The sequence below is a fragment of the Modestobacter sp. SYSU DS0875 genome (assembly GCF_054050915.1).
In genome coordinates this window covers 20787-45007 of sequence record NZ_JBJHAH010000009.1, presented here as the reverse complement: position 1 = coordinate 45007, position 24221 = coordinate 20787, and the positions used below count along the sequence as shown (strand labels likewise).

The 24221-nt window shown below is 75.5% G+C and carries 30 protein-coding genes and 1 riboswitch; of the genes, 10 read left to right on the top strand and 20 right to left on the bottom strand.

Annotated features, from left to right (window positions below; translation table 11 throughout):
• Nucleotides 1–32 precede the first annotated feature (32 nt).
• The gene (locus ACI79Y_RS07275) at nucleotides 33–2573 is read left to right on the top strand and encodes a SpoIIE family protein phosphatase (RefSeq protein WP_457157830.1); all 2541 of its coding nucleotides are present in this window, start codon (nucleotides 33–35) and stop codon (nucleotides 2571–2573) included.
• Nucleotides 2574–2593: 20 nt separating this feature from the next.
• On the opposite strand, the gene ACI79Y_RS07270 is transcribed toward ACI79Y_RS07275, so the two are convergent.
• The 8 genes from ACI79Y_RS07270 to ACI79Y_RS07235 all read right to left on the bottom strand — a co-directional run bounded on the left by ACI79Y_RS07270 (nucleotide 2594) and on the right by ACI79Y_RS07235 (nucleotide 8450).
• The gene (locus ACI79Y_RS07270) at nucleotides 2594–3034 is read right to left on the bottom strand and encodes an ATP-binding protein (protein WP_457157829.1); all 441 of its coding nucleotides are present in this window, start codon (nucleotides 3032–3034) and stop codon (nucleotides 2594–2596) included.
• A gap of 218 nt (nucleotides 3035–3252) precedes the next feature.
• The gene (locus ACI79Y_RS07265) at nucleotides 3253–3576 is read right to left on the bottom strand and encodes a DMT family transporter (protein ID WP_457157828.1); all 324 of its coding nucleotides are present in this window, start codon (nucleotides 3574–3576) and stop codon (nucleotides 3253–3255) included.
• A 141-nt stretch (nucleotides 3577–3717) separates the two neighbouring features.
• The gene (locus ACI79Y_RS07260) at nucleotides 3718–4287 is read right to left on the bottom strand and encodes a thiamine phosphate synthase (RefSeq protein ID WP_457157827.1); all 570 of its coding nucleotides are present in this window, start codon (nucleotides 4285–4287) and stop codon (nucleotides 3718–3720) included.
• A 10-nt stretch (nucleotides 4288–4297) separates the two neighbouring features.
• The gene (locus tag ACI79Y_RS07255; RefSeq protein ID WP_457140675.1) at nucleotides 4298–5113 is read right to left on the bottom strand and encodes a thiazole synthase; all 816 of its coding nucleotides are present in this window, start codon (nucleotides 5111–5113) and stop codon (nucleotides 4298–4300) included.
• A 4-nt stretch (nucleotides 5114–5117) separates the two neighbouring features.
• Entirely contained in the window at nucleotides 5118–5321 is a 204-nt protein-coding gene (gene thiS / locus ACI79Y_RS07250) for a sulfur carrier protein ThiS (protein ID WP_457157826.1), read from the bottom strand.
• Complete coding sequence (gene thiO, locus ACI79Y_RS07245; protein WP_457157825.1) at nucleotides 5318–6445, bottom strand: glycine oxidase ThiO; 1128 nt, start codon at nucleotides 6443–6445, stop codon at nucleotides 5318–5320. The genes thiS and thiO overlap by 4 nt, the downstream gene beginning before the upstream one ends.
• Nucleotides 6446–6498: 53 nt before the next feature.
• Nucleotides 6499–7119, bottom strand: coding sequence for a thiamine phosphate synthase (gene thiE / locus ACI79Y_RS07240; protein ID WP_457157824.1), 621 nt, complete (start codon nucleotides 7117–7119; stop codon nucleotides 6499–6501).
• Complete coding sequence (locus ACI79Y_RS07235; RefSeq protein WP_457157823.1) at nucleotides 7116–8450, bottom strand: purine-cytosine permease family protein; 1335 nt, start codon at nucleotides 8448–8450, stop codon at nucleotides 7116–7118. Before ACI79Y_RS07235 ends, thiE begins: the two co-directional genes overlap by 4 nt.
• Nucleotides 8442–8553, bottom strand: a riboswitch (TPP riboswitch). (Overlaps the previous gene by 9 nt.)
• Nucleotides 8554–8675: 122 nt before the next feature.
• Here ACI79Y_RS07235 and ACI79Y_RS07230 point away from each other — a divergent pair.
• From ACI79Y_RS07230 to fabG, 5 genes are all read left to right on the top strand, one after another.
• Nucleotides 8676–9287, top strand: a complete 612-nt coding sequence (locus tag ACI79Y_RS07230; protein ID WP_457157822.1) for a thiaminase II/PqqC family protein — start codon at nucleotides 8676–8678, stop codon at nucleotides 9285–9287.
• Nucleotides 9284–9916 carry a TenA family protein gene (locus ACI79Y_RS07225; protein ID WP_457157821.1) on the top strand — a complete coding sequence of 211 codons (633 nt, stop codon included), beginning with the start codon at nucleotides 9284–9286 and terminating at the stop codon, nucleotides 9914–9916. Before ACI79Y_RS07230 ends, ACI79Y_RS07225 begins: the two co-directional genes overlap by 4 nt.
• The gene (locus ACI79Y_RS07220) at nucleotides 9909–10598 is read left to right on the top strand and encodes an ABC transporter ATP-binding protein (RefSeq protein WP_457157820.1); all 690 of its coding nucleotides are present in this window, start codon (nucleotides 9909–9911) and stop codon (nucleotides 10596–10598) included. Before ACI79Y_RS07225 ends, ACI79Y_RS07220 begins: the two co-directional genes overlap by 8 nt.
• A gap of 27 nt (nucleotides 10599–10625) precedes the next feature.
• Complete coding sequence (locus ACI79Y_RS07215; RefSeq protein ID WP_457157819.1) at nucleotides 10626–12170, top strand: DUF6297 family protein; 1545 nt, start codon at nucleotides 10626–10628, stop codon at nucleotides 12168–12170.
• Between the two features lie 70 nt (nucleotides 12171–12240).
• Nucleotides 12241–12996, top strand: coding sequence for a 3-oxoacyl-ACP reductase FabG (gene fabG / locus ACI79Y_RS07210; protein WP_457157818.1), 756 nt, complete (start codon nucleotides 12241–12243; stop codon nucleotides 12994–12996).
• 104 nt (nucleotides 12997–13100) lie between these two features.
• On the opposite strand, the gene ACI79Y_RS07205 is transcribed toward fabG, so the two are convergent.
• A complete protein-coding gene (locus ACI79Y_RS07205) occupies nucleotides 13101–13889 on the bottom strand; it encodes an SDR family NAD(P)-dependent oxidoreductase (RefSeq protein WP_457157817.1) in 789 nt (262 codons plus the stop codon).
• 24 nt (nucleotides 13890–13913) lie between these two features.
• Between ACI79Y_RS07205 and ACI79Y_RS07200 the strand changes: the two genes are divergently transcribed.
• Nucleotides 13914–14411: a hypothetical protein gene (locus tag ACI79Y_RS07200; protein WP_457157816.1), complete on the top strand. Its 498-nt coding sequence runs from the start codon at nucleotides 13914–13916 to the stop codon at nucleotides 14409–14411.
• A gap of 60 nt (nucleotides 14412–14471) precedes the next feature.
• Here the strand turns inward: ACI79Y_RS07200 and fmdA are convergent, their stop codons facing one another.
• From fmdA to ACI79Y_RS07180, 4 genes are all read right to left on the bottom strand, one after another.
• Nucleotides 14472–15725, bottom strand: a complete 1254-nt coding sequence (gene fmdA, locus ACI79Y_RS07195) for a formamidase (RefSeq protein WP_457157815.1) — start codon at nucleotides 15723–15725, stop codon at nucleotides 14472–14474.
• Nucleotides 15726–15797: 72 nt separating this feature from the next.
• Complete coding sequence (locus ACI79Y_RS07190; protein ID WP_457157814.1) at nucleotides 15798–16499, bottom strand: AmiS/UreI family transporter; 702 nt, start codon at nucleotides 16497–16499, stop codon at nucleotides 15798–15800.
• A 30-nt stretch (nucleotides 16500–16529) separates the two neighbouring features.
• Nucleotides 16530–16814: an FmdB family zinc ribbon protein gene (locus ACI79Y_RS07185; RefSeq protein WP_457157813.1), complete on the bottom strand. Its 285-nt coding sequence runs from the start codon at nucleotides 16812–16814 to the stop codon at nucleotides 16530–16532.
• 208 nt (nucleotides 16815–17022) lie between these two features.
• On the bottom strand, nucleotides 17023–17247 hold the full coding sequence (locus ACI79Y_RS07180; protein ID WP_457157812.1) for a hypothetical protein: 225 nt from the start codon (nucleotides 17245–17247) through the stop codon (nucleotides 17023–17025).
• 96 nt (nucleotides 17248–17343) lie between these two features.
• Between ACI79Y_RS07180 and ACI79Y_RS07175 the strand changes: the two genes are divergently transcribed.
• Both ACI79Y_RS07175 and ACI79Y_RS07170 read left to right on the top strand, forming a co-directional pair.
• Nucleotides 17344–17985: a hypothetical protein gene (locus ACI79Y_RS07175; RefSeq protein ID WP_457157811.1), complete on the top strand. Its 642-nt coding sequence runs from the start codon at nucleotides 17344–17346 to the stop codon at nucleotides 17983–17985.
• Between the two features lie 7 nt (nucleotides 17986–17992).
• Entirely contained in the window at nucleotides 17993–18586 is a 594-nt protein-coding gene (locus tag ACI79Y_RS07170; RefSeq protein WP_457074130.1) for a hypothetical protein, read from the top strand.
• Between the two features lie 30 nt (nucleotides 18587–18616).
• Here the strand turns inward: ACI79Y_RS07170 and ACI79Y_RS07165 are convergent, their stop codons facing one another.
• From ACI79Y_RS07165 to ACI79Y_RS07150, 4 genes are all read right to left on the bottom strand, one after another.
• A complete protein-coding gene (locus ACI79Y_RS07165) occupies nucleotides 18617–19171 on the bottom strand; it encodes a dihydrofolate reductase family protein (protein WP_457074131.1) in 555 nt (184 codons plus the stop codon).
• 106 nt (nucleotides 19172–19277) lie between these two features.
• Nucleotides 19278–20567: an Nramp family divalent metal transporter gene (locus tag ACI79Y_RS07160; protein ID WP_457157810.1), complete on the bottom strand. Its 1290-nt coding sequence runs from the start codon at nucleotides 20565–20567 to the stop codon at nucleotides 19278–19280.
• 106 nt (nucleotides 20568–20673) lie between these two features.
• Nucleotides 20674–21300, bottom strand: coding sequence for a superoxide dismutase (locus ACI79Y_RS07155; RefSeq protein ID WP_457157809.1), 627 nt, complete (start codon nucleotides 21298–21300; stop codon nucleotides 20674–20676).
• 85 nt (nucleotides 21301–21385) lie between these two features.
• Nucleotides 21386–21994, bottom strand: a complete 609-nt coding sequence (locus ACI79Y_RS07150) for a GNAT family N-acetyltransferase (protein ID WP_457157808.1) — start codon at nucleotides 21992–21994, stop codon at nucleotides 21386–21388.
• A gap of 183 nt (nucleotides 21995–22177) precedes the next feature.
• Here ACI79Y_RS07150 and ACI79Y_RS07145 point away from each other — a divergent pair, with 183 nt between their 5' ends.
• Nucleotides 22178–22795: an ATP-dependent Clp protease proteolytic subunit gene (locus ACI79Y_RS07145; RefSeq protein WP_457157807.1), complete on the top strand. Its 618-nt coding sequence runs from the start codon at nucleotides 22178–22180 to the stop codon at nucleotides 22793–22795.
• On the opposite strand, the gene ACI79Y_RS07140 is transcribed toward ACI79Y_RS07145, so the two are convergent.
• Genes ACI79Y_RS07140 through ACI79Y_RS07130 form a run of 3 tightly spaced genes read right to left on the bottom strand, consistent with a single transcriptional unit; the run spans nucleotide 22764 to nucleotide 24221 of the window.
• A complete protein-coding gene (locus ACI79Y_RS07140) occupies nucleotides 22764–23468 on the bottom strand; it encodes a Mut7-C RNAse domain-containing protein (protein WP_457157806.1) in 705 nt (234 codons plus the stop codon). The genes ACI79Y_RS07145 and ACI79Y_RS07140 overlap by 32 nt on opposite strands.
• A gap of 43 nt (nucleotides 23469–23511) precedes the next feature.
• Nucleotides 23512–23985, bottom strand: coding sequence for a PTS sugar transporter subunit IIA (locus ACI79Y_RS07135; RefSeq protein WP_457157805.1), 474 nt, complete (start codon nucleotides 23983–23985; stop codon nucleotides 23512–23514).
• Nucleotides 23982–24221, bottom strand: coding sequence for a glucose PTS transporter subunit EIIB (locus tag ACI79Y_RS07130; RefSeq protein ID WP_457157804.1), 240 nt, complete (start codon nucleotides 24219–24221; stop codon nucleotides 23982–23984). Before ACI79Y_RS07130 ends, ACI79Y_RS07135 begins: the two co-directional genes overlap by 4 nt.

The following is a 24221-nucleotide window of genomic DNA, read 5'->3' as shown; positions in this document are numbered from 1 at the left end:
CCGCGCCGGCGAGGGGGTGGAGGCCACCGAGGATGACGTCGCTGGAGCCGAACGGCACCCTCGGCAGCAGGACGGCAGCCGCCGCCGGCTCGGTCGGGCTGCAGCGGCTGACCGAGCTCGCCGCCACCCTGCTGCGGGCGCCGTCGGCCGGGGTGGCGCTCGCGGGCGAGGTGCAGACCGTGGTGGGCACCGCCGGACGCCCGGTCTGGCAGGTCGGCACCCAGCGCCGGCTCGACGACACCCTCGGCGGCACGGTCGTCACCGCCCGGGCACCCCGCGTCTACCCCGACGTCCGCACCGACCCGCGGCTGTCCGCGCTGCCGGCCGTGCGGGCCGGTGACGTCGCCACCTACCTCGGCGTCCCGCTGTTCGACGCCGAGGGCGAGCACGTCGTGGGCGTGCTCGCGGTGTTCGGGCCCGAGCCGCGGGAGTGGTCGACCGAGGAGGTGGCGCTGCTCGAGCGGCTGGCCCACCCGGTGGTCACCGAGTTGGAGCTCTCCGCGGTCACCGCCGAGCTGGAGACCGGCCGGGTGCGCTGGGACCTGGCGATCGACGCGGCCGGGATCGGCAGCTTCGACTGGGACCTGGTCGGCGGCCGGCTCGTCTGGGACGACCGGCTGCTGGCGATGTTCGGCTACGGCCGGGACGACTTCGCCGGCACGATCGAGGCCTTCCTGCGGCGGGTGCACGCCGACGACGTGGAGCGGGTCCGGACGGCGCTGCAGACGGCGGTGGACACGTGCGGGGTGTACGACACCGAGTTCCGCGCGGTGCTGCCCTCCGGGCAGACCCGCTGGATCCGCGGCCGTGGCCGGGCGCTCGGCGACGAGCGCGGCGTGGCGGTCCGGCTGCTCGGCGCCGCGCACGACACCACGGCCGACCGGATGGCCGACGTGCGGGTCTCCCGGGTGCTGGAGTCGATGCCGGCGGCGTTCTTCTCGCTGTCCCGGGACTGGCGGTTCACCTACGTCAACGCGGAGGCGGAACGGCTGTTGGGGCGACCGCGGGAGGAGCTGTTCGGCGGCGAGGTGTGGGAGCTGTTCCCCGCCGCGGTCGGCAGCGACTTCGAGGTGCACTACCGGGCGGCCGCGGAGACCGGCGAGATGACGGTGTTCCAGGCGTACTACCCGCCTCCGCTGGACAGCTGGTACGAGGTGCGGGCCTGGCCGGACCCCGACGGGCTGGCGGTGTACTTCCTCGACGTCACCCAGCGGCGCCGCGCCGAGGACGCCGCCCGGCGCCGGGAGGAGCGCCTGGCCCTGATCGCCCGCGTCTCCGACGCCCTGTCGACGGCGCTGGTCGAGCGCCGCGGCGCCGGGGAGGCGTTGCAGGGGCTGAGCCGGGCCGTCGTCCCGGCGCTGGGCGACTGGGCCATCGTCAGTCTCGTGGAGGAGGACGGCCGGCTGCACGACGTCGCCAGCTGGCACGCCGACCCGGACCTGCGCCCGGCCGCGGCACGCTACGCGGAGCTGCGGCTGGCAGCGCTGGACTCCACCGCGCCGCTGGTGCAGGCGGTGCTCAGCGGCGGCGCCCGGGTCGTGCCCGACGTGGACGCCGCGGTCGGCGATGGGCTGCCGGAGGGCGAGGTCCGGGACGCCTACCGCGCGCTGGCGCCCCGCTCGGCGGTGACCCTGGCGCTGCGGGCCCGCGGCCGGGTGCTGGGCGCGCTGAGCGTCTACCGCGGCGAGGCGCGCGAGCCGATGGACCTCTGGGACCAGGAGACGCTCAGCGAGATCGCCGACCGGGTGGCCCTGGCGCTGGACAGCGCGGCGCTGCAGGAGCAGGAGCGGCGGATGGCCGAGGACCTGCAGCGCAGCATGCTCACCGCGCCACCGGAGCCCGACCACGCCGAGATCGCCGTGCGCTACGTGCCCGCGGTGCGCGCCGCCCAGGTGGGGGGTGACTGGTACGACGCCTTCCTGCAGCCCGACGGGGCGACCGTCATCGCGATCGGGGACGTCGTCGGTCACGACACGGTGGCCGCTGCGGCGATGGGCCAGCTCCGCAGCCTGCTGCGCGGCATCGCCTACAGCACCAGCGGGGGGCCGGCGCGCGTGCTCGGCGACCTGGACCGGGCCATCGAGGGCCTGCAGGTGCACACCCTGGCCACCGCGGCGGTCGCGCGGTTCGAGCAGAGCCCCGAGGAGCGCGGGCGGGGCGAGACCCGGCTGCGCTGGTCGAGCGCCGGGCATCCCCCGCTCATGGTGCTGGCTCCCGACGGCGCGGTGCAGGTGCTGGCCACGGAGCGGGCGGACCTGATGCTCGGCGTCCACCCGACGGCCCCGCGCAAGGAGCAGGTGCTCACCCTGCCGCGGGGAGCCACGGTGCTGCTGTACACCGACGGGCTGGTCGAGGGGCCGGACCTGCCGCTGGACGACGGCGTCGCCCGGCTGGCCGGCCTGCTCGCCGAGCTGGGCGACCTGACCCTCACCGAGCTCTGCGACCAGCTGGTCGCGCGGATGCGGCCCGGCGGGTCCGAGGACGACGTCGCGCTGGTCGCCGTCCGGCTGCACCCGGAGGACCGGCCCCGCCCACCGGAGGCCGGGCCGGAGGTCGTGCCGCAGGTCTGCTGAGCCGATCGGCTGAGCGGGGCTCAGCCGCGCGGGAGCAGTGCCCAGACGCTCTTCTGGCCGTCGGCCAGGTGCCAGCCGTGGTCGTCGGCCATCTCGGCGATGAGGTAGAGCCCCAGACCACCCTGGCTCGGGTCGCGGCCCACGGCCGGCTGCGGCGGGCGGGTGGCCGCGGAGTCGCGCACCTCGATCAGCCAGGCCCGCGGGGTCTGCTGCACGCGGGCGCGGACCCCGCCGCCGCCGTGCCGCAGGGCGTTGGAGGCCATCTCGTCGAAGGCCAGGACGACGGCCTCGTCGAGCTCCTCGGCGCGGGCGTCGCTGCCGGACTGGGCGGCCAGCCCGCGGCGCAGCTCGGCGCGCACCCGGGGCAGCTCGGCGACCGTGGTGAGCTCCCAGGTCCAGCCGTCAGCGGCCGGTGGGGGTGGCGACGACGGCCACGCCAGGCGTGCCGGCTCGCCGCTCACTCGGTCTCCTCGCGCTCCGACCGTCGGCTGCTCGACGGGCGACCTACTGTCTTGGCTCGGTCGGGCACGGGCAAACATCCAGCCAATGTGAACCACATCTCATCGCGGTCGTGGGTCGTGCCCGACCCGGCCTCGGCCGACGCTAGGGCATCCGGTCGCCGGACAGCGGCCATGTCATCAGACGGACACGTTCCGTGGTCACACCGGCCCCACGGGCGTCAGTGCCCGGCCCCACCGAGGTTGAGCAGCACCACACCGACGACGACGAGCACGAGGCCGGCCACCTGCCACCCGGACAGCGGCTGGCCGAGGAACGCCGCGCCGATCGCGGCGACGGCGGCGGTGCCCGCTCCGGACCAGATGGCGTACGCGACGGCGACCGGGACGGTCTTCACCACCTGCGCCAGCAGCACGAACGAGAGCGCGTACCCGGCCAGCACGGCCACGGTGGGCAGCGGCACGGTGAACCCGGCGGTGCGGGGGAGCAGCGAGGTCGCGGCCACCTCGGCGGCGATGGCGCAGGCAAGGAGCAGGTAGGCCACGCCTCGATCCTGCCCTGCGCCTCGGCTGCGACCGGGACCGACGGCTCCACCGCCCGGGTCGACCCGGTTGCCCGGACCTGGAGCCGCGCCGTGGCACGGCTCCACTCGGCTCGCCCGGGTCGGCCCGGCTGGGGCCGCGGTTCAGCCCAGCGCGGTCAGGTACTCCCGGACGGCCGCCGGCTCCCGCATCACCGTGCCCATCACCGCCACCCCGTGCGCACCCGCGGCCAGGCACCCGGCCACGTCGCCGGGGGCGATGCCCCCCAGCGCGTAGACCGGTGGCGCGCCGGAGGTGAGCCGCGCGAGACCGGGGAGCCCCAGCGGCGGGCCGTACCCGGGCTTGGAGGCGGTCGGGTTGACCGGGGAGACGAACACCCAGTCGCAGCCCTCCGCTGCGGCCTGGGCCACCTCGGCGGCGTCGTGGCACGAGCGCCCGACCAGCGCCGGCCGCGGCACCGGGAACGGGTCCGCCGCAGCCAGGTGGACGGCGTGCCCGCCGGTGCGGCCGGCGCGGACGAGCAGCCCGCCGACGGGGGCGAGCACCGCAGCGAGTTCGTCGGCCAGCCGGTCGCGCTCGGGCTCGGGCAGGTCCTTCTCCCGCAGCACCACGGCGCGGGCCCCGGCCGCCACCGCCAGGGTGACGGTGCCCACCAGCGGAGCGGTGCACTGGCTCCGGTCGGTGAGCACCAGCAGGCGGGGCAGCGACGTCACCGGCCGGGCCTCACAGCTCGGGGAGCCCCGCCATCGGGGTCGAGGCCTCGGCGTGCCAGCGCCGGGGGATCCGGCCGGCGGTGCGGGCCAGCCGGCCGCCCTCCACGGCCTGGCGCATGGCCAGCGCCATCCGCTCCGGGTCGCGGGCCCGGGTGACCGCGGAGGCCAGCAGCACCGCGTCGCAACCCAGCTCCATGGCCAGGGCGGCGTCGGAGGCGGTGCCGATGCCGGCGTCGAGCACCACCGGGACGTCGACCGCCTCGCGCAGCAGCGCGATGTTGTGCGGGTTGCGGATGCCCAGCCCGCTGCCGATCGGCGAGCCCAGCGGCATCACCGCGGCGCAGCCGGCGTCGGCCAGCCGCCGGCCGAGCACCGGGTCGTCGGTGGTGTAGGCGAGCACCTGGAACCCGTCGGCGACCAGCTGCTCGGCGGCGTCGACCAGTTCCACCGCGTCGGGCAGCAGGGTGTGCTCGTCGCCGATCACCTCCAGCTTGACCCAGTCGGTGCCGAACGCCTCCCGGGCCAGCCGGGCGGTGAGCACCGCCTCGCGGGCGGTGAAGCAGCCGGCGGTGTTGGGCAGCAGCCGGACGCCGCAGCGCTCGAGCACCTGCAGCATCGCGCCGCTGGCGGAGGCCTCGACACGGCGCAGGGCGATGGTCACCAGCTGCGTGCCCGACGCGCGGATGGCCCGCTCGAGCACCTCGAGGCTGGGCACGCCCCCGGTGCCGAGCAGCAGCCGGGAGCGGAACGTCTCCCCGGCGAGGGCGAAGGTGTCGCCGGACTCCTCGGCGGCCAGCGCCGCGCCCAGCTCCTCTGCGGTGCTCATGCGCTCAGCCTCCTGCGGTCGGGGCGAGCACCTCGACGGTGTCGCCGGTGGTGAGGGGCGTCGCCGGCCAGCTGCTGCGCGGCACGACGTCGCCGTTGCGGGCGACGGCGACCCGGTCGTGGCCGGGGGCGCGCTGGGCCACCAGGTCGGCGACGGTGGCGCCGTCGGGCAGCTCGGCGGGGGCGCCGTTGACGGAGAGGGTGATCACGCGGTCCTCCCGAACCGGTCGGCGGTGAACGACGAGGCGATGGCCGGCAGCCGGCCCGTGGTCAGCTGCTCGGCGATCACGTCGCCGGTCACCGGGGTGAGCAGGGCCCCGTTGCGGTGGTGGCCGGTGGCCAGCACCAGCCCGGGCAGCGAGGAGGCGCCCAGCAGGGGGGCGTTGTCGGCGGTGCCGGGGCGCCAGCGGGCCAGCGTCTCGGTGAGCTCGAGCTCGGCGACCTCGGGAACGACCTCGATCGCGTCGTGCAGGAGCTCGTGCACGCCGCCGGCGGTCACCCGAGCGTCGAAACCGCGGTCCTCCACGGTGGCCCCGACGATCAGCCGGCCCTCGCCGTAGGGCACCAGGTAGACGTGCCGGCCGCGGACCAGCGCCCGCACCGTGCCGCCCAGCAGCCCGCCCGCGCCGGCCAGCCGCAGGATCTGGCCCTTCACCGGGCGCACCGGCAGCGGCGGCACGCCGGGCAGGCTCCCGCTGTGCGCACCCAGGGCGAGGACGACGGTGCCGCCGGCCAGCTCCTCGCCACCGGCCAGCACGACGCCGGTGGCCCGGCCGGCCGCCACGGTGAGCTCGGTGGCGCGGTCGCGCACCAGCCGCACCCCGGCGGCGGTGCCGGCGGCCAGCAGGGCGGCGTGCAGTGCGCGCCCGTCGACGGAGTGGTCGCCGTCGACCGCCAGCCCGCCGCGGACCCGGGGGGTGAGCGCGGGCTCCCGGCGGCGGGTCTCCCGGGGGGTGAGCCGTTCGGCGGCCAGCCCGAGCTCGGTCTGGAAGGCGTGCAGCTCGTCGAGCTGGCGAACGTCGTCGGCGTCGAACCCGACGACCAGCGTCCCGGCGGTGCGCAGCTCCACGGGGAGACCGGTGGCCTGCTGGAGCTCGGCGACGAAGGCGGGGTAGCGCTGCAGGGACGCCACGCACAGCCGCAGCAGCGCCTCCTCACCGTAGGACGCCTCGGTGACCGGGGCGAGCATCCCGGCGGCCGCGGCGGAGGCACCGGCACCGGGTGCATCGTCGACGACGGTGACCGACAGCCCGCGCTGCGCGGCCCGCCAGGCCACCGACAGACCGATCAGCCCGCCCCCGGCGACGACGACGTCCACCCGGTCACCGCCCACGGCCTCCTCACCTCCGCCAAGATGGCCATGTTGGCGGGCAGGGGCGGGGGCGGTCACCGGGCGGCGTCCAGTGCGGCCAGCAGCTCCCGGGTCGCCGCGGCGGGGTCGGCGGCGGCGGAGACCGCGCCCACGACGGCGACCCCGGTGGCCCCGGCGGCCAGCAGCGCCGGCACCCGCGCCGCGGTCACCCCGCCGATGGCGATCACCGGGACGTCGACCGCGGCGGCGACCGCCGCGATGCCGCCCGGGCCCAGCGCGTCGGGCAGCCCGGTCTTGGTGGTGGTGGGCCAGGCGGGGCCGACGCCGAGGTAGTCGGCGCCCTCGGCGACCAGCTGCCGGGCGAGCCCGGGGTCGCGGCAGGTGCCGCCGAGCAGGTGATCGGGGCCGGCGACCCGGCGGGCGGCGGCCAGCGGCAGGTCGTCGGCACCCAGGTGGGTGCCGGCGGCGCCGACGGCCAGGGCGACGTCGACCCGGTCGTTGACCAGGCAGGTCGCCCCGGCCGGGGCGCAGACGGCGACGACGGCGCGGGCGAACTCGTACAGCTGCCGGTCGGTGCCGCCCTTGGCGCGGACCTGCACGACCGGCGCCCCGGCGGCGACGGCGGCCTCGACCGCGGCCAGCGCCGCCGCCCCGCCGTGGGCGTCGGTGAGCACGTGCAGCCGTCCCAGGGTCACCGCCGGCGCCCCCGGACCAGCGCCGGAGCCCGCACGACCAGGGTGAGCAGCACGGCCACCGCCAGGCTGACCAGCGACGCGGACCAGCCGTTGGCCGGGTCGATGCCCAGGTCGGTCTGCCGCTCGGTCCACCACGTCGTCCAGCCGGCACCCGGGCCGGCGAAGTACGTGGGCAGGGTGAGCTGGTAGGCGACGAATCCCGCGAGCCACGGCAGCAGCAGCTCCAGGCGGGCCGGCGCGGTGTCGGAGGTGTTCCAGGCGCCGCGGGGCAGCAGCCAGTAGGCCACCAGGAACACCCCGGCCAGCGGCACGAACACCGCGCCGATCAGGAAGAGGAACGGCTCGTAGGCGGCGATGTCGAAGGTCAGCGCCAGCAGCGTGGCGACCGCGCCGACGGCGACCGCCAGCACCCGCCGGTCGGCCCGGGCGACGACGTTCTGCGCGGAGACGGCGGTCGAGTAGACGTTCGCGAACGCCTCGTCCAGCTCGACGACCACCAGCAGCAGCACCGCCAGCGCGCCCAGCGGCACCACCAGCAGCGCGTCGATGACGTCCAGCCCGGCGCTGCCGTAGGCGGCCAGCGCGAGCACCCCGAGGGTGAACATGACGACGGTGGCGATGCCGTAGCCCAGGCCCGCGCCGAGGCCGGCCGCCCGGCTGCTGCGCACGTGCCGGGTGTAGTCGGCGGCCAGCGGGATCCAGGAGACCGGCAGCGCGATGACGATGTCCGCGGCGGTCCAGAACGAGGTGGCGCTGCCCTCGGCGAGCTCGGGCAGCGGCTCGCGGAGCACCTGCACGTAGAGGTAGACCAGCGCGGCGAGCGCCGCCCACACCGCGTAGCGGGCTAGCACCCGGACGACGCCCAGCGGCCGCAGCGCCATCGCGGTGGCCAGCACCCCGGCGCCGAGGACGAACGGCCAGCGCGGCGCGTCGAGCACCCGGGAGGCGGCCTCGGCGATGATCACGATCTCGAAGGTGGCCCAGCCGACGCACTGCACGAGGTTCAGCGCCGTCGGCAGGTAGGAGCTGCGCCGGCCGAGCAGGCCGCGCAGCAGCACCATCGCCGGCACCTGCTCGCGGGCGCCGGCGGCAGCGGTGGCGCCCAGCAGCGCCGCGCCGATGAGGGCGCCGACGACGATGGCGCCGATCGTCACCGCCAGCGAGCGGCCGGGCAGCACCACGTAGACCGCGGCCACCGGCAGCAGCAGGCTGACGCCGAGGTTGCCCCACAGGCCGAGCGCGTCGCGCAGCCCGAGGGTGCGCGGCGGCGCCTCGGTGAGGGTGAGGGGGGCGTCCCCGGTGACAGGGGACGGAGGGGTATCGGTGCTCACGGTGTCGCTCCCTACGCCGGCATTACCCGGTCAGGTTCCAGCGGTCGGCGGCGCTCAGCCGCCCTCTCAGCCCGGTTCCGCCCGAGCTCCCGCACATGGCATCGGCCATGACGCCCGCCACAGTAGGCCACCGGGGCGCGGGGGTGCACCGCCGGGGAACCCCCTCGTCCGGAACACCCCGTTCGGAACTCGGCTGGCGTCGCCGGGCTGGCTAGAGTCGCGGTCGTGCCGGTCGACGAGCTGCTGACCCGTTCCCCCGACGCCTGGCGGGCTGCCACCGCCCACCCCTTCCTCACCGGGGTGCGCGAGGGCACCGTGCCGGTGGCGGCCTTCGAGACCTGGCTGGTGCAGGACGCCCGGTTCGTCGCCGACCTGCTGCGCTTCCAGGCCCGGCTGCTGGCCCGGGCGCCCCGGCCCGCGCAGGCGGTGCTGGCCGGCGGTCTGGTCGCGCTGGTCGACGAGCTGGCCTGGTTCGAGCAGCTGGCCGCGGCCCGCGGGCTCGACCTCGAGGCCCCGACGCTGTCGGCCACCACCGCCTACGCCGAGCTGCTGGCCCGGCTGGACGGCGCCGACGTCCCGACCGGGCTGACCGCGCTGTGGACGATCGAGCGCACCTACCTCGACGCCTGGTCCGGCGCCCTTCCCGGGGCCCCGCAGTACCGCGAGTTCGTCGAGCACTGGACCGTGCCGGGGTTCGCCGGCTACGTGGCCGGGCTCGCCGCGGCGGCCGACGCGTTCCCGGCCGCCGACCCGGATGCGGTGTTCGCCGAGGTGGTCGCCGCCGAGGTGGCGTTCTGGGACATGGCGATGGGCACCACGGCGGGGGGCGCGGCGTGAGCGTCGCGGCGGGCCTCTGGGCGGCCGACGCCGACCTGGCAGCGGCGGCGCTGGCGCACCCGTTCGTGCAGGGGATCGCCGACGGCACGCTGCCCCGCGAGCGGTTCGCCGGCTACGTCGCCCAGGACGCGTTCTTCCTCGACGCCTTCGCCCGGGCCTACCGGCTCGGGGCGGAGAGCAGCGGTGACCCCGGCGTGCGCGCGGTGCTCACCGACCTGCGGGCGGGCGTGCAGGAGGAGTTGCGGCTGCACGCGGGCTACGCGGAGCAGTGGGGGATCGACCTCGCCGACGTCCAGCCGCTGCCGGCGACGTCGGCCTACGTCGACTTCCTGCTCGACGCCGCCGGCCGGGGGGACGCGGCGCTGACCTGCGCCGCGATGACCCCGTGCATGCGGCTGTACGCCCATCTGGGGCAGCAGCTGGCCCCGCGCGCCGCCGGGCCCTACCGGGAGTGGGTGGACACCTACGCCGCGCCGGAGTTCGAGGAGCTCGCCGCCACCCTGGAGCGGCTGCTCGACCAGCTGTGCGCCGGCGCGGCCGACGAGCAGCTCGTCGCGGTGCGGGCCGCCTTCCGCCGGGCCATGGAGCTGGAGGTGGGCTTCTTCGACGCCGCCTGGGCCGGTGCCTGAGGCGGCGTTGCTCGCGGCGGACGACCTGCTGGTGGGCTACGCCGCGGGCGAGCCGGTCTGCGCCCCGGTCACCGTGGCGGTGCAGCCGGGCACCGCGCTGGGCCTGGTCGGACCGAACGGCGCGGGCAAGTCGACCGTGCTGCAGACCCTGGTCGGGCTGCTCACCCCGCTCGGCGGGACGGTGCGCTACGCCGGGGAGCCGGTCGACGAGCGCTCGGCGTCCTTCCGCGCCGAGGTGGCCACCGTGCTCGACGAGGACGCCTTCTTCCCGGCGCTCACCGGGGTGGAGCACCTGCTGCTCACCGCCCGCGGACACGGCGTGGCCGACCCCGAGGACGTCGTCGCCCGGGAGGTCGAGGCGTTCGGGTTGGCCGAGCGGGCCGAGGCGCTGCCCTCGGCGGTCTCCTCCGGGCAGCGGCGGCGGCTCGCGCTGGCCGCAGCGCTCGTGCGCCCGGCCCGGCTGCTGGTGCTCGACGAGCCCGAGCGCCGGTTGGACACCGGGATGCGCCGGCAACTGGCCGCCCGGCTGCGCGACGACGTCACCGCCGGCGCCACGGTGGTGTTCGCCAGCCACGACCCGGAGTTCCTCCGCACCCTGGCCGACGAGGTGCTGGTCGTCGACGACGAGGAGTGCCCGCTGCTCTCCCCCGACGAGGCCGTCGCCGTGCTGTCGGAGGGCTGACCGCTGACGGTCACCGCCGGGGCCCCGGTGCTCAGCGGCGCCGCCGTCCGCCGGGTCACCCGCCGGGCGACAGCGGCGCGGGCCGACACCAGCTGGGTGAGCCTGGTCGGCGACGTGGTGGGCTGGCTGACCTCGCTGGGCGTCCTGGTCGCGGTCGTCGGCGGCACCGTCTCCAGCCTGCGCGTCCAGATCGCCGCCCGGCCGGCCACCGGAGCCGCGGTGCTGCCCGGGGCGATCACCTCGCTGGTCGCCGCCGTGCTGGTGGTCGCCGGGCTGGCCTGGGTGCTCGCCCGGCTCGGCCCGGTGAGCGCCACCCCTGCCGCGGCCGTCTGGTGGCTGCCGCTGCCGGCCGACCGTCGGGGGCTGCTGCGCGGCGAGCTGTTCCGGGTGGTGCTGATCTCGGCGACGGCGGCCGCGGTGGTCGTCGTCCCGGTGCTGCTCGCCGTGCCGGGCGCCACCCCGACGAGCAACCCCGCGGCGGCCGACGTGCTGGTCGGGGTGTCCGCCGCGGCCCTGCTCACCGCGGCCGGCGCCGGGCTGCTGGTGGTGCTGCAGGCGGCGGGCCGAGGCCGTCGGCTGCCGACCGCCGCAGGGGCGCTGGCCTGCTCGGCGGTGGTGGGCGCCGCGGTCGCCGGGACGGTGCTGGCCGCGGTCGACGCCGGCCCGGTGTCCGGCTGGGCGGTGCAGCCGACCGGGACGCCGCTGGCAGCCGCCGCCGTCGTCGCCGGGGTGCTGGCGGTGCTCGGGGTGGTCGCCGCCGACCGCCGGCTGGGCCGGCTGCGCGCCGGCGACCTGCGGGCGCGCGGGGAGATCGTGCAGTACGCGACCGCCTCGACGTTCTCGATGGACACCCGCGAGCTGGGCCGGGCGCTGGCCAGCTCACCGCGGGCGCCCCGGCGGCCGCGCCGGTGGCGGCGGGTGCGCGGTGCCCGGTCGGCGCTGCTCGCCGCCGACCTCGTGGTGCTCACCCGGTCGCCGTGGCGCTGGGGTCAGCTGGCGGTGGGCGCGGCGCTGCCGGTGCTGGCCGCCCGCACGTCCGGCCTGGGGAACCTGCCGGCGCTGGTCGCGGTCGCCGCCGTGCTGGGGTGGGCGCTGGCGGCGGTGGCGCTGGGCGAGCCCAGCCGGCGGGCGCAGGCCTCCCCGGCGCTGGACCGGGTGCTGCCGCTCTCGGCCGACGTCGTCGTCCGGCTGCGGTCGGTCGTGCCGCTGGCCGTGCTGGTCGTGGTGTGCGGCGTCTCCGGCGCGCTGGTCGGCCAGGGCACGGGCGCGATGGTCGTGTGGGCCGGGCTCGGTGTCGCGGTCGCCCCGGCGTGGGCCGGTGCCGCGGTGCGCGGCGGCTACCGGCCGGAGCTGGACTGGTCGGGGCCGGTGGTGGCGACCCCGATGGGCGCGGTGCCCACCGGGGTGGGCCAGACGTTGGTGCGTGGGACCGACCTGGGCGTGGTGGGCACCGTGCCGTTCGGCATCGCCCTGCTGGTGGGCACGCCGTCGGCGGTGTGGGTGCCGGTGCAGCTGGGCTGGGCACTGGCCGTCGGCGCCCTCGCCGTCCTCACCGCCCGCCCGGAGGACTGACGGCCGCACGGGTGTATGCACAGGAGTGACAGCACACGACTCGACAGCAACCAACTCGCAGGGAGATGCAGTGGCAGAGCAGCGGACGGCGATCATCACCGGGGCGGCGCGCGGGATCGGCGCGGCCATCGCGAAGCGGTTCGCCGCGGACGGCATGGCGGTGGCCGTGCTCGACCTGGACGAGGGCGCCTGCGCCGGCACGGTGGAGGCGATCACCGGCGCCGGTGGCCGGGCGCTCGCCGTGGGCGCGAACGTCGCCGGGGAGGACTCCGTGGCCGCCGCGGTCGACCGGGTGGCGGCCGAGCTGGGCGCCCCGACCGTGCTGGTGAACAACGCCGGGATCACCCGGGACAACCTGCTGTTCAAGATGAGCGTCGGCGACTGGGACGCCGTGCTCGGGGTGCACCTGCGCGGGGCGTTCCTGATGAGCCGGGCGGCGCAGAAGCACATGGTCGACGCACAGTGGGGCCGGATCGTGAACCTGTCCAGCGTCTCGGCGCTGGGCAACCGCGGGCAGGCGAACTACTCGGCGGCGAAGGCCGGCATGCAGGGGCTGACCAAGACCCTCGCCATCGAGCTGGGCCGCTACAACGTCACCGCGAACGCGATCGCGCCCGGGTTCATCGAGACCGAGATGACCGCGGCGACGGCCGAGCGGGTCGGGGTGCCGTTCGAGCAGTTCAAGGAGGGTGCGGCCAAGGAGATCCCGGTGCGCCGCGTCGGCCAGCCCGAGGACATCGCGCACACCGCCGCGTTCCTGGCCAGCGAGGGTGCCGGCTTCGTCTCCGGCCAGGTCATCTACGTCGCCGGCGGCCCGAAGGACTGACGCGGCGGGCTGAGCCGCAGGGGCTGAGCCGAGGGGCTGAGCCGCGGGGTTGAGCCGCACCGCCGTCCGTTGAGCCGCGTCACGACCCGGCTCTCAACGGACGGTCAGGCGGCTCGACCCTCCCGCCGGCCCGGCCCGCCGTGCAAGCCCCGGCGGGCCATCGTGGCGGTGAGTGCCGTCCAGGCCCGCACCGGCACCAGCCGGGCGGTCTTAATCAGCAGCGCCATCGGCAGCGGGAAGACGATCTCCGCCTTGTCCCGGGCGATGCCGTCGGCGATGGTCCGGGCGGCGACGTCGACCGGCACCTTGAACGGCATCGGGAAGCGGTTGCGGTCGGTCATCCGGGTGGTCACGAAGCCGGGGTTGACCAGCTGGACGACGACGCCGCGCGGGGCCAGCGAGCCGCGCAGGCTCTCCAGCAGGCTGATCAGCGCGGCCTTGCCGGCGTTGTAGGCCTCCGAGCCGGGGAGCCCGCGGTAGCCGGCGACCGAGGCCACCCCGACGAGCCGCCCTCGTCCGTCGGCGAGCATCTGCGAGACGACGGCCTCGAAGGTGTGCACCGCGCCCATCACGTTGATCCGCAGGTGGTCGGCGAAGGCGTCGGAGTCCCACGGTTCCACGTGGAACCCCGACCAGGTGCCGGCGTTGGCGACGGCGACGTCGATGCCGCCCAGCGCCGCGCGCACCTGCTCGCCCGCGGCCACCGTCGCCGCCCGGTCGGTGACGTCGACCGGGACGACGGTCATCCGGTCCCCGGCCACCTCGGCGAGCTGCTCGGCGTTGCGGGCGCTGATCGCCACCCGCGCGCCGCGGTCGGCGAGCTCCCGCGCGAGCGCCGCGCCGATCCCGGTCGAGGCGCCGGTGACCCAGATCCGTGCTCCGCTGATCTCCATGGCCCCAGCCTGGATGATGGGCGCATGGCCCCGCGCAAGCAGCCCCGCCGGTCCGCTCCGCCGTCCCCGGGGGTCGGTCACGGCGAGTACGTGATGTACCCGGGCACCCGCGCCGAGGTGTACGACCTTCTCGAACGGCTGTCCGCGGCCGCCGGCGACTCGCCCGACCACGGGACGCCGGGGCTCAGTCTGGACCGCACCCGGCTGACCGTCCGCTGGTTCGGTGAGCTCCCCGCGCACGTCCGGAAGGTGGTCGACGCAGCCGGCGAGGGGCTCACCGTCGTCGTGCAGCAGACCGAGTTCCGCCCCGGCGACCTGCGGGCCGAGGCCGAGCGGATCGCCGCGGAGCACGCCCCGGTCGTCCAGGCCGCCAGTGCCCGGCCCGAGGGGGACGGCATCGAGGTGCTCGTCGCACCGGACGCCGTCCAGGCCGCCGGGAGTGCGGAGACCGCCGTCCTCGACGCGGGCGTGGAGAGCGGCTTCCCGCTGTTCCCCGAGGCAGGCGAGGCCCAGCCGGGCTGACCGGCGTCGCCGACGGGGCGCGGTCGACCCGGAGCGGGTCGGCCGCGCCCCGGCAGCCGTTCAGAAGCCGGACCGCGGGACCCCCATGCCCGGGTCGATGCGGGTCGGCCCCGACGCGGACGGCTCCACGTCGAAGTCGAAGATCCCGGTGGGCAGGTAGACCGTCGAGCACGAGTTCGGGATGTCGACCACCCCGGACAGCCGGCCTTCGATGGGCGCGGCCCCCAGGATCATGTAGGCCTGCTCCGGGGTGTAGCCGAACCTGGTCAGGTAGTCGATCGCGTGCAGGCAGGCGCGCTGGTAGGACAGGTGCGAGTCGAGGTAGCGCTGCTCGTCGTCCAGGGTCACCGACGTGCCGGAGAAGGCCAGCCAGCGTTCGTACCGCGGCTCGACGTTGCCCGGCAGGAAGATGGCGTTCTCGCGGACGCCGTAGGTGTCCATGCCGCCCTTGATCAGGTCGACGTGCAGGTCGATGAAGCCGCCCATCTCGATCGCGCCGCAGAAGGTGATCTCACCGTCGCCCTGCGAGAAGTGCAGGTCGCCGAGCGACAGCTTCGCGCCGTCGACGTACACCGGGTAGAAGACGCGGCTGCCCTTGGTGAAGTTCTTGATGTCCTGGTTGCCGCCGTTCTCCCGGGGCGGTGCCGTACGCGCGGCCTCGCGGGCCACGCGGTCGTGGTCGTCGCCCTGCAGCGTGCCCAGGATGGCGTCCTGGGGCAGCGGCGGCAGCGCCAACGGCGGCACCCGGTCGGGGTCGGTGTCGATCAGCGCCTGCTCCCGGCGGTTCCAGCGGGCGAGCAGCTCGGCCGACGGCGCAGTGCCCATGAGCCCCGGGTGCATGATCCCGGTGAACGAGACGCCGGGGACGTGCCGGGAGGTGGCGGTCTGCCCGGAGAAGTCCCAGATGGCCTTGTAGGCGTCGGGGAACTGGTCGGTGAGGAAGCCGCCGCCGTTCTGCTTGGCGAAGATGCCGGTGTACCCCCAGCCCTGCCCGGCGAGCGGACCGGAGTCCTCCTGGGGGATCGGCCCGAGGTCGAGGATGTCGACGATCAGCAGGTCACCCGGCTGCGCCCCCTCGACGTGGAAGGGGCCGCTCAGGCAGTGCACCCGGGACAGCGGCGCGTCGCGGACGTCGTCGGCGGAGTCGTCGTTGTGGATGGCGCCGTCGAACCACTCCCGGCAGTCGACGCGGAAGGTGTCGCCCGGGCGGACGGTGACGTTGGCCGGGATGTCGGGGTGCCAGCGGTTGTGCCCGACGTACTGCTGCTCGGTGAACTTCTTCGACGAGTCGAGGGGGTACACGACTTTCGGCACGGATGACCTCCGGGTCTGGGCGGTGTGCGTCCGGGATGAGAGCGCGGTGCGGTACGGCGTACGGGGTCGGCGTCACCCCCTCTCGCCGGCGGGACCACCGGTGCCGGCGGCAGGGGCGTCCGGGTGGCGGGTCTGGTCCGCGTCGCCCTCCCGGAGTTCGCGGGCGGGCGCTCGCGCCGCGGCCGGCTGCGGCATGCGCAGCCGCGGGTACAGCGCCAGCGACGCCAGGCAGATCACCGTCAGGGCGATCGCCGACTCGGTGCGGTGGTCGTCCCAGACGCCGGTGAGGAGCATGAACGCGGGCACGGCGGCGGTGAACACGCCGGCGACGACGGCCACGAGGCCGGTGAACCGGGTCCACTCCTCCCGCTTCAGCCCGAGGACGACCCAGAACAGCGCCCACAGGACAGCCCAGTAGAGCCAGATCACGCCGAAGGCGGGATCGTCCAGGCGTCCGAAGTTGAGCCCGGCGTAGACCAGCGCGCAGCACGCGACGAACGCGGAGAACCAGCCCAGCCCGGTGCCGTCCAGGTCACCCAGCAGGTTGCAGCCCACGTAGAGGTACGTGAAGCCGAACAGGTACAGGCCCGAGGCGGCGAGGATCGTGTCGGGGTCACCGCCGGAGGTGACGATCAGGAAGGTCGGGGTGAGCACCTGCAGCCCGCCGACGAAGAAGTTCAACGGTGCGGCCGCTCGGGCGTCCACCCGCCCGAGCAGCATCAGCCCGTTCAGGATCAGCACGGCCCCGACGTACAGGAGTCCGACGCTGGACACGGGACCTCCCTTCGTCGGGGCGGCGCGCGGTCAGGGTCGGGGCAGGTGGCGGAGCGCGGGGTTGGCGGCCACCGGTGAGGGGCGGGCCGGTCGAGGGGCCGGGGAGGACACGACCTCGGGTGCGTCGCGGGTCCGCTCGGTCCGGTCGATCAGCGCGCGACGCGCGGGGTCACCGAGGGAGAGGCGCGGCGCGGTGAACACCCGGACAGCGGTGGACCCGCAGGTCGGGCAGTTCGTCGTCGGCTCGGCGGTGCCGATCGGGAGCGAGTGCTCCGTGAGGCCGTGGTCGTCGCATCGGTACACGTAGGAAGCCATCGCCGTCCTCGTCACTCGCGGTGTTCGAGCAGGCGGCCACGCTCTCGGGGCGGCCGAGTGCGGGTCAAGGCATGTGAGGTTCCGGCGGCGGACCGGGCCGCCCAGCCGGGCACAGCCCAGGCGTGCCTTCACCGAGCGTGGCGTCCGGTCACCCGAACGCAGCGGGTGGCGTTACCCCGGGATCGCGAGGCGGGTCAGTCCCAGCCGGTCAGCGCTTCGGGTGGTTGCGCCGGCTCCAGCTGCTCCAGGTGACGTCCTGGTTGTAGGGTTTGCCGAGGATCTCGGCGTCCCGGCGGCTCTCCCTCACCTCCCAGGCGACGTCGGCGCCGGGGCTCATCCGGGCCCCGCGGCGCCGGGCGGCCCGGTCCATCAGCCAGGCCGTCAGCAGCAGCGCGGCGAGCCCGAGGCCCATGACCAGCCAGAAGACGCCCATGGGTGATCGTGGCACATCCGGCCGGTCGGGTCCGTTTCGTGCCGCCTCGTGAGGTGACCTCTGGACCCGGGGAGTCCGGATCGCGATGATCACGCGGTGCAGACCCGTCGCGCCCGGCCACTCGCCGCGCTCCTCGCCGTCCCGGCCGTGGCGCTGGTCGGGTGCGCGGACGCCTCCGCGACGCCGGAGCCCCCCGGTGCGCCGTCCGTACCGCCGGGCCTGGTCCAGCTGGAGCCGATGCCGGACGAGCCGCCCGCCCTCCCCGAGACGCTGCCGCCGGAGCTGCTGGAAGAGCTGGTGCTGCCACCGGTGTCGCTGGACGTGTACGGGCTCATCGACCGGGTGCGGGCGGCGGCCGGGGACTCCCCGGACTTCGGGGACGTGGAGATCAGCCGGGACCGCACCCAGCTGATCGTCCGGTGGCACGGCCGGCTCCCCGCACCCGTGCAGGCCGTCGTCGACGACCCGGGCGTCCCGGAGATCGAGGTCGTCGTCGAGCAGACCCGCTACCCGGTCGGCGAGCTCCGGGCCGAGGCGGACCGGCTGATCACCGAGCACCCGGATCTGATCTCCGGTATCGGGGCGCGCCCGGCCGGGGACGGCCTCGACGTCCTGATCCGCAGCTCGGCGGCCGACGCCGCCGGCGGCGCGGACGAGGCCCTGACGCGCGGGGGCGTGACCAGTCGCTTCCCGCTGTTCGTCGAGGCCGGGGAGATCGTCCCCGCCGCTGCCGGCTGAGCGCGCCGTGTCGTTGCACGACTTCCCGCCGTCGGACGAGCCGACTCCCCGGTCGATGCCGGACGACGAGCTGCTCGCCTCCCTGCACTTGCCACCGGTGACGGTGCAGCTGGTCGAGCTCGCCGATCGGTTGCGCGCCGCGGCCGGGGACTCGCCGGACTTCGGCGACGTGGAGATCAGCCGGGACCGCACCCGGTTGATCGTCCGGTGGCACGGCCGGCTCCCGGCAGCGGTGCAGGCCGTGGTCGACGACCCGGGCGTCCCGGAGGTGGAGGTCGTCGTCGAGCAGACGCGTTTCCCGGTCGGCGAGCTCCGGGCCGAGGCGGACCGGCTGATCCGGCTGCCGAGCGTGACCGGCGTCCGCCCGGATCCCGGAGGCGACGGGATCGACGTGGACCTCATCCCGCGCCTGGTCGAGGCGGCCGGCAGCCCGGAGGCAGCGGCCGCCGCCCACCGGGTGACCAGTCGTTTCCCGCTCACCCTGCGCGCCCGGGCGATGGTGGGGATGCGGCCGATGCGGCCACCGGTCCTCGAACCCGGGCCCGATGGCCGGTTCCAGCGGCCCGGCGTCCCGCCGGGCGGCCAGGCCCCGCCGGCCTGACGTTCCCGCGGGAACGTCAGGTGGCGCGGCTCAGGCGGCGGACGGTCCGTAGGTCAGGTGGGCGACGCCGTTGCTCAGCGACTCGGTGCCGAGCAGCGACAGCGTCGTCTGCGGGTGCCCCTCGGGGAACAGCCGGGTCCCGGTGCCGACGGCGAGCGGATAGACGTAGAGGTGCAGCTCGTCGACCAGCCCGTCGGCCAGCAGCGCGCGCACGAGGGTGGCGCTGCCGCTCACGTACAGGTCGCCGACGCCGTCCTTGAGCGCCCGGATGCGGTCGGCGTCGTAACCGCCGAGCACCGTCGAGTGCCGCCAGACCGATTCGGCGTCGGTGAGCGTCGAGCTGACCACGTACTTGGTCGTGTCGTTGAAGAACGGGGCACCCTCGTCGTCCTCGACCGTCCGGGTCGACCAGGCCGGCGCGAACATCTCGAAGGTCACGCGGCCGAGCAGGATGCCCTGGGCCGGCGCGGTGAGCGCGCCGATCGAGGCGGCCAGGTCGTCGGGGAAGCCGTACTCCATCGTCCACATCGGGGCGTCGACGACGCCGTCGACGGTGGTGAACTCGTGCACGCGCAGTGCGCCCATCGTGGTGCTCCCTCGCTCGTCGCCCCGGTCGGTCGCCGGATGCCGTCACGAGGATGGACGGCGCCGCGCCGCGGAACTCATCGGTCCGCTGCCGGACCCCGCCGGATCAGCCGAGGACGATGTCGACCAGCAGGTAGCCGTTGAGCCCGATGATCAGCACGGCGATCACGCCCCCGGCGACCGTGGTGACGCGACGGTTCACCCAGGCGCCCATCAGGTCCTTGCGGCTGGTCAGCCACAGCAGCGGCACCAGGGCGAACGGGATGCCGAAGGAGAGCACGACCTGGGACCACACCAGCGCCGTCGTCGGGTCGCCGCCGAGGACGAGCACGCCGAGGGCCGGGGCGAGGGTGATCAGCCGGCGGACCAGCACCGGGATGTGCTTGCGCAGGAACCCGGCCATCACCACCTGCCCGGCGTGGGTGCCGACCGAGGAGCTGGCGAACCCGGCGGCGAGGAGGGCCAGGGCGAAGGCGAGCGCGGCCCCGCCGCCGAGCTGGTCGCCGAGACCGGCGTGCACGCTCTCCAGCGACTCGATGCCGTCGCCGGCGGTGAACAGCTGCGCGGCGATGATCAGCATGGCGGCGTTGACCAGCCCGGCCAGGCCCATGGCGACCAGGACGTCGATCCGCTGGGCGCGCAGCAGGCGCCGCCGTCCACCGTGCGTCCGGCCTTCGGTGACGACGTCGCCGTAGCGGCCCGGGGTGAGCGCGGAGTGCACGTAGATGACGTGCGGCATGACGGTCGCGCCGAGGATGCCGGTGGCCAGCACCAGGCTCTCGCTGCCGGAGAAGCTGGGCACCATGCCCGACGCGACGCCCGCCGGGTCGACCCCGGAGCCGACCAGCGTGTAGGCGAACCCACCGCCGATCACCAGCAGCAGCCCGGTGATGACCCGCTCGAACGGGCGGTGGCCGCGGGACTGGGCGGCCAGCAGGATGAACGCGACGACGGCGGTGATCAGCCCGCCGATCGGCAGCGGCACCCCGAACAGCAGGTTCAGCGCGACCGCTCCACCGACGATCTCGGCGAGGTCGGTGGCGATGGCGACCGCCTCGGCCTGCCCCCACAGGCCCCAGGTGACCGGCCGGGGCAGCCGTTCCCGGCAGTTGGTCGCCAGGTCGCGTCCGGTGGCCAGGCCGAGCTTGGCGGTGAGTGCCTGGATGAGCATCGCCATGAGGTTGGCGGCGACGATCACCCACAGCAGCGTGTAGCCGAAGGAGGCGCCGCCGGAGAAGTTCGTGGCGAAGTTGCCGGGGTCGACGTAGGCGACGGCGGCGACGAACGCCGGGCCGAGCATCGGCCACAGCCGCCGTTTGGCGGCCGGGGGCGCCGGGGGCCGGACGTGCGGCAGCGTGCTGGTGAGGACGGCGGCCTCGGTCTTCGACAGGAACACGGCTTCCTCGCAGGCTGGCTCAGGGGGCTGGCTCCTCTGTGGCTGCCCGGCCCCCGGGGGCCGCAGGGGCCGACCTGTGGCCCCCGGGGGTCAGGCAAGCCTCAGCTCACGCCGGGACGATCAGCCCGCTGGTCGCCGTCCGGGACCGGGCGAGGCGCTGCTCCACGTCGGTCAAGTTCACGACGTTCCACCACGCCTTGACGTAGTCGCCCTTCACGTTCTGGTAGTCCAGGTAGAACGAGTGCTCCCACATGTCCAGCAGCAGGATCGGCGCCAGCCCCACCGCCAGGTTGCTCTGGTGGTCGTAGAACTGGTTGACCAGCAGCTTCTGGCCGACGGAGTCCCAGGTGAGCGCGGCCCAGCCGGAGCCCTGGATGCCCAGGGCGGCGGCGGTGAAGTGCGCCTGGAAGCCGTCGAACCCGCCGAACTGGTCGTCGATGGCCGCGGCGACCTCCCCCTCGGGCCGACCGCCGCCGTCCGGGCTCATGTTCGGCCAGAACACCGAGTGGTTGACGTGCCCGGCCAGGTTGAACGCCAGGTTCTTCTCCTGCTGGTTGACCGTGTCGAAGTTCCCGGTCTCCCGCGCCTCGGCGAGCTTCTCCAGGGCGGTGTTCGCGCCGGTGACGTAGGTCTGGTGGTGCTTGTCGTGGTGCAGCTGCATGATCCGGCCGCTAATGTGCGGCTCCAGCGCGCTGTAGTCGTAGGGCAGGTCGGGCAGCGTGTACTCGGGCACGGGGTCTCCTCCGTCGCGGCGTGCGGACGGTGTGGGTCATCCCGGGCCGCACGTCACCCCGGTGCCGGTGCGTGGCCCCCGCGGGTCAACTCCGGCGGGGCTGGCGGACCAGGGTCCAGATCGGCAGCTCGTGGTCGACGGCGGTGCGGGTGTTGTGCGTGACGGCGAACCCGAACCGCTGCAGCCAGCGGACGACGGTGGAGGTGTAGACCGTGGCCGCGGCCGGCACCCCGTCGGCGTCGCAGCGCTCGATCACCGGCTGCAGCACCGCCGCGCCGAGGCCCTGGTGCCGGGCAGCGGGGCGGGTGCCGACGGCGTGCAGCCACCAGTGCGGCTCGTCCGGCCGGCCCAGCGCGCCCAGCCGCTCGCTGGCCAGCACCACCGGCTGCCGGGCACCGAACACCCGGGGCAGATCGCGGTCGATCACCGCCTGCAGGTCCGCAGCGTGCGGCGGCGCGTCCGGGGCCGCCCAGGCGGCGGCCGAGTTCACGTCGTCGGTGACCCACGCGGTCTCGGACAGCACCGGCACCAGCGCGCCCCACAGCTCCGCCCAGCGGGACAGCCGCTGGGTGCGGCCGTCCTCGGGCAGCGCCCACGAGGTCCACCGGTAGTCGGGGTAGGCGGCGGCCAGGGTCGCGGCCAGCCGCGGGACGTCGGCCCGGGTCGCGCGCCGGACGACGGGGGGAGTGCTCACCGGTCGATCAGACCACGCGCCCGCCCCGGCCACCCCCTGCTCGCCGGACCCAGCCCGTCAACCCGCATTCGCCGAGGGCACAAGAAGTGCGCTGACCGCGCAATCGGTCATTTCTGCAGGTCGCCGGGTGTGCATTCCTGCTTGGCTCGCGTCGTCCATTCCGGATGCCCGAGAGGAAGATCGATGACCTTTCCCGGTACGCCCTTCCCGATCACGATGCGGACCGCTGCCCCGACGGCGACCACCCTCGGCGACGCCGTCTACGAGCGGCTGCTGCGCGAGCGGATCGTCTTCCTCGGCCGCGAGGTCGACGACGACATCGCCAACGAGCTGTGCGCCCAGATGCTGCTGCTCTCGGCCGAGGACCCGGCCCGCGACATCCACCTGTACGTCAACTCACCGGGCGGCTCGGTGATGGCCGGGCTGGCCGTCCACGACACCATGCGGTTCGTCGACTGCGACGTCGCCACGTACGCCATGGGCATGGCCGCCTCGATGGGCCAGTTCCTGGTCACCGCTGGAACGGCGGGCAAGCGCCACGCCTTGCCGCACACGCGGATCCTCATGCACCAGCCCTCGGCCGGCCTGCGCGGCACGGCCGCCGACATCACCATCCAGGCAGAGATGCTCGGCCAGCTCAAGCAGCAGGTCAACGAGCTGCAGGCGGAGCACTCCGGGCAGGACGTCGAGCGGATCGCCCGGGACTCCGAGCGCGACCGCTGGTTCTCCCCGGCCGAGGCGCAGGCCTACGGACTGGTCGACCACGTGCTCACCGACGTGCGCGCGTTGCCGCCGCGATGAGCTCGTCGATCCGGCGGGAGTGGGCGCCGCGCCAGTAGACCCGCCCGCAGCGGGTGCACCGGGAGAACTCCTCGGCGGTGTGCAGGGTGCCCGGCTCGAGCAGGCCGGCGACCTCGGCCCTGGGCACCGGCGTCAGCTCCCCGTTGCAGGCCGTGCAGCGGGTGAGCGGCGCCGGCGCGACGGCGAACCGCTCCAGCAGGTCGGCGAGCTGGTCGTCCGGGTCGCTCCCGCGGACCAGGGCGCCGTGCTGCAGCGCCCGGCGCATCAGCAGGCCGCGGTCCTGGGTGAGCAGCACCCGGTCCTCGGCCGTCGCCTGCGCCACGAGATCCGGGTCGTCGGCGTCGTTCCGCCAGGCGGCGTCCAGCCCGAGCAGCCGCAGCCGCCGGGCCAGGGTCCCCAGCCCGACGTCGAGCAGGAAACCCCCGGCCGGCACCGGCTGCGGCCGGCCGACCGGCCGCACCTCCAGGACGGCGCCGGGGGCGGGGCGGGCGGTGCGGTCCACGGTGACCCCGTCGACCCGCACCTCGCCCACCTCGGTCAGCGGCACCCCGGCGGCCTGCACCAGGTGGGCGACGGTGGCGTCCGGGTCGTACCCCAGTTCCCGCTCGCCGGCCGCCCGGCACCGGAGGGGCAGCAGGAAGCGCAGCGACGGGTCGACCCGGACGACGGTCACGTGCGCGCCCTACCCGGTGAGCCGGCGGACCGCACGGAGACGCTCAGCTCGGGGCGGTCCAGGTGAACAGGGTGTCCCCGACGGCCACCGGCGTCCCGGCGGCGACCTCGGGCACCGTCTCGGCAGGGGCGTCCATCACCACGACCGGCGTGACCGGCGACATCCCGGCGGCGCGCACCGCGGCGACGTGCATCGTCGTGACCCGGTCACCGGCGGCGACGTCGTCGCCCTCGGTGACGTGCACCGTGAACGGCGCGCCGGCCAGCTGCACCGTGTCGATGCCCAGGTGCACCAGCACGCCCCGGCCCTCGGGGGTCAGCACGATGAAGGCGTGCGGGTGCACCTTGAGCAGCCGCCCGGACACCGGGGCGACCGCGTCGAGCACCCCGGCGTCCGGGGCCGGGTCGACCGCCACACCGGCACCGACCAGCGAGCCCGCGAACACCGGGTCGGGGACCTGGTCGATCGGCAGCAGCCGGCCGGGCAGCGGGGCGGTGACGGTGAGCGGTGAGCTCACAGCAGGTCGTTGACGTCGTCGGCCAGCGAGTCGGCCTCGGGACCGACGACCACCTGGACGACGCTGCCGGCGACGAGCACGCCGTGCGCGCCGGCGCGCTTCAAGGCGTCCTGGTCGACCAGCGAGGGGTCCTTGACCTCGGTGCGCAGCCGGGTGATGCAGCCCTCGACCTCGTCGATGTTGGCCGCCCCGCCCAGGCCGGCGACGATCTGCTCCGCCTTGTCAGTGGCGCCCAC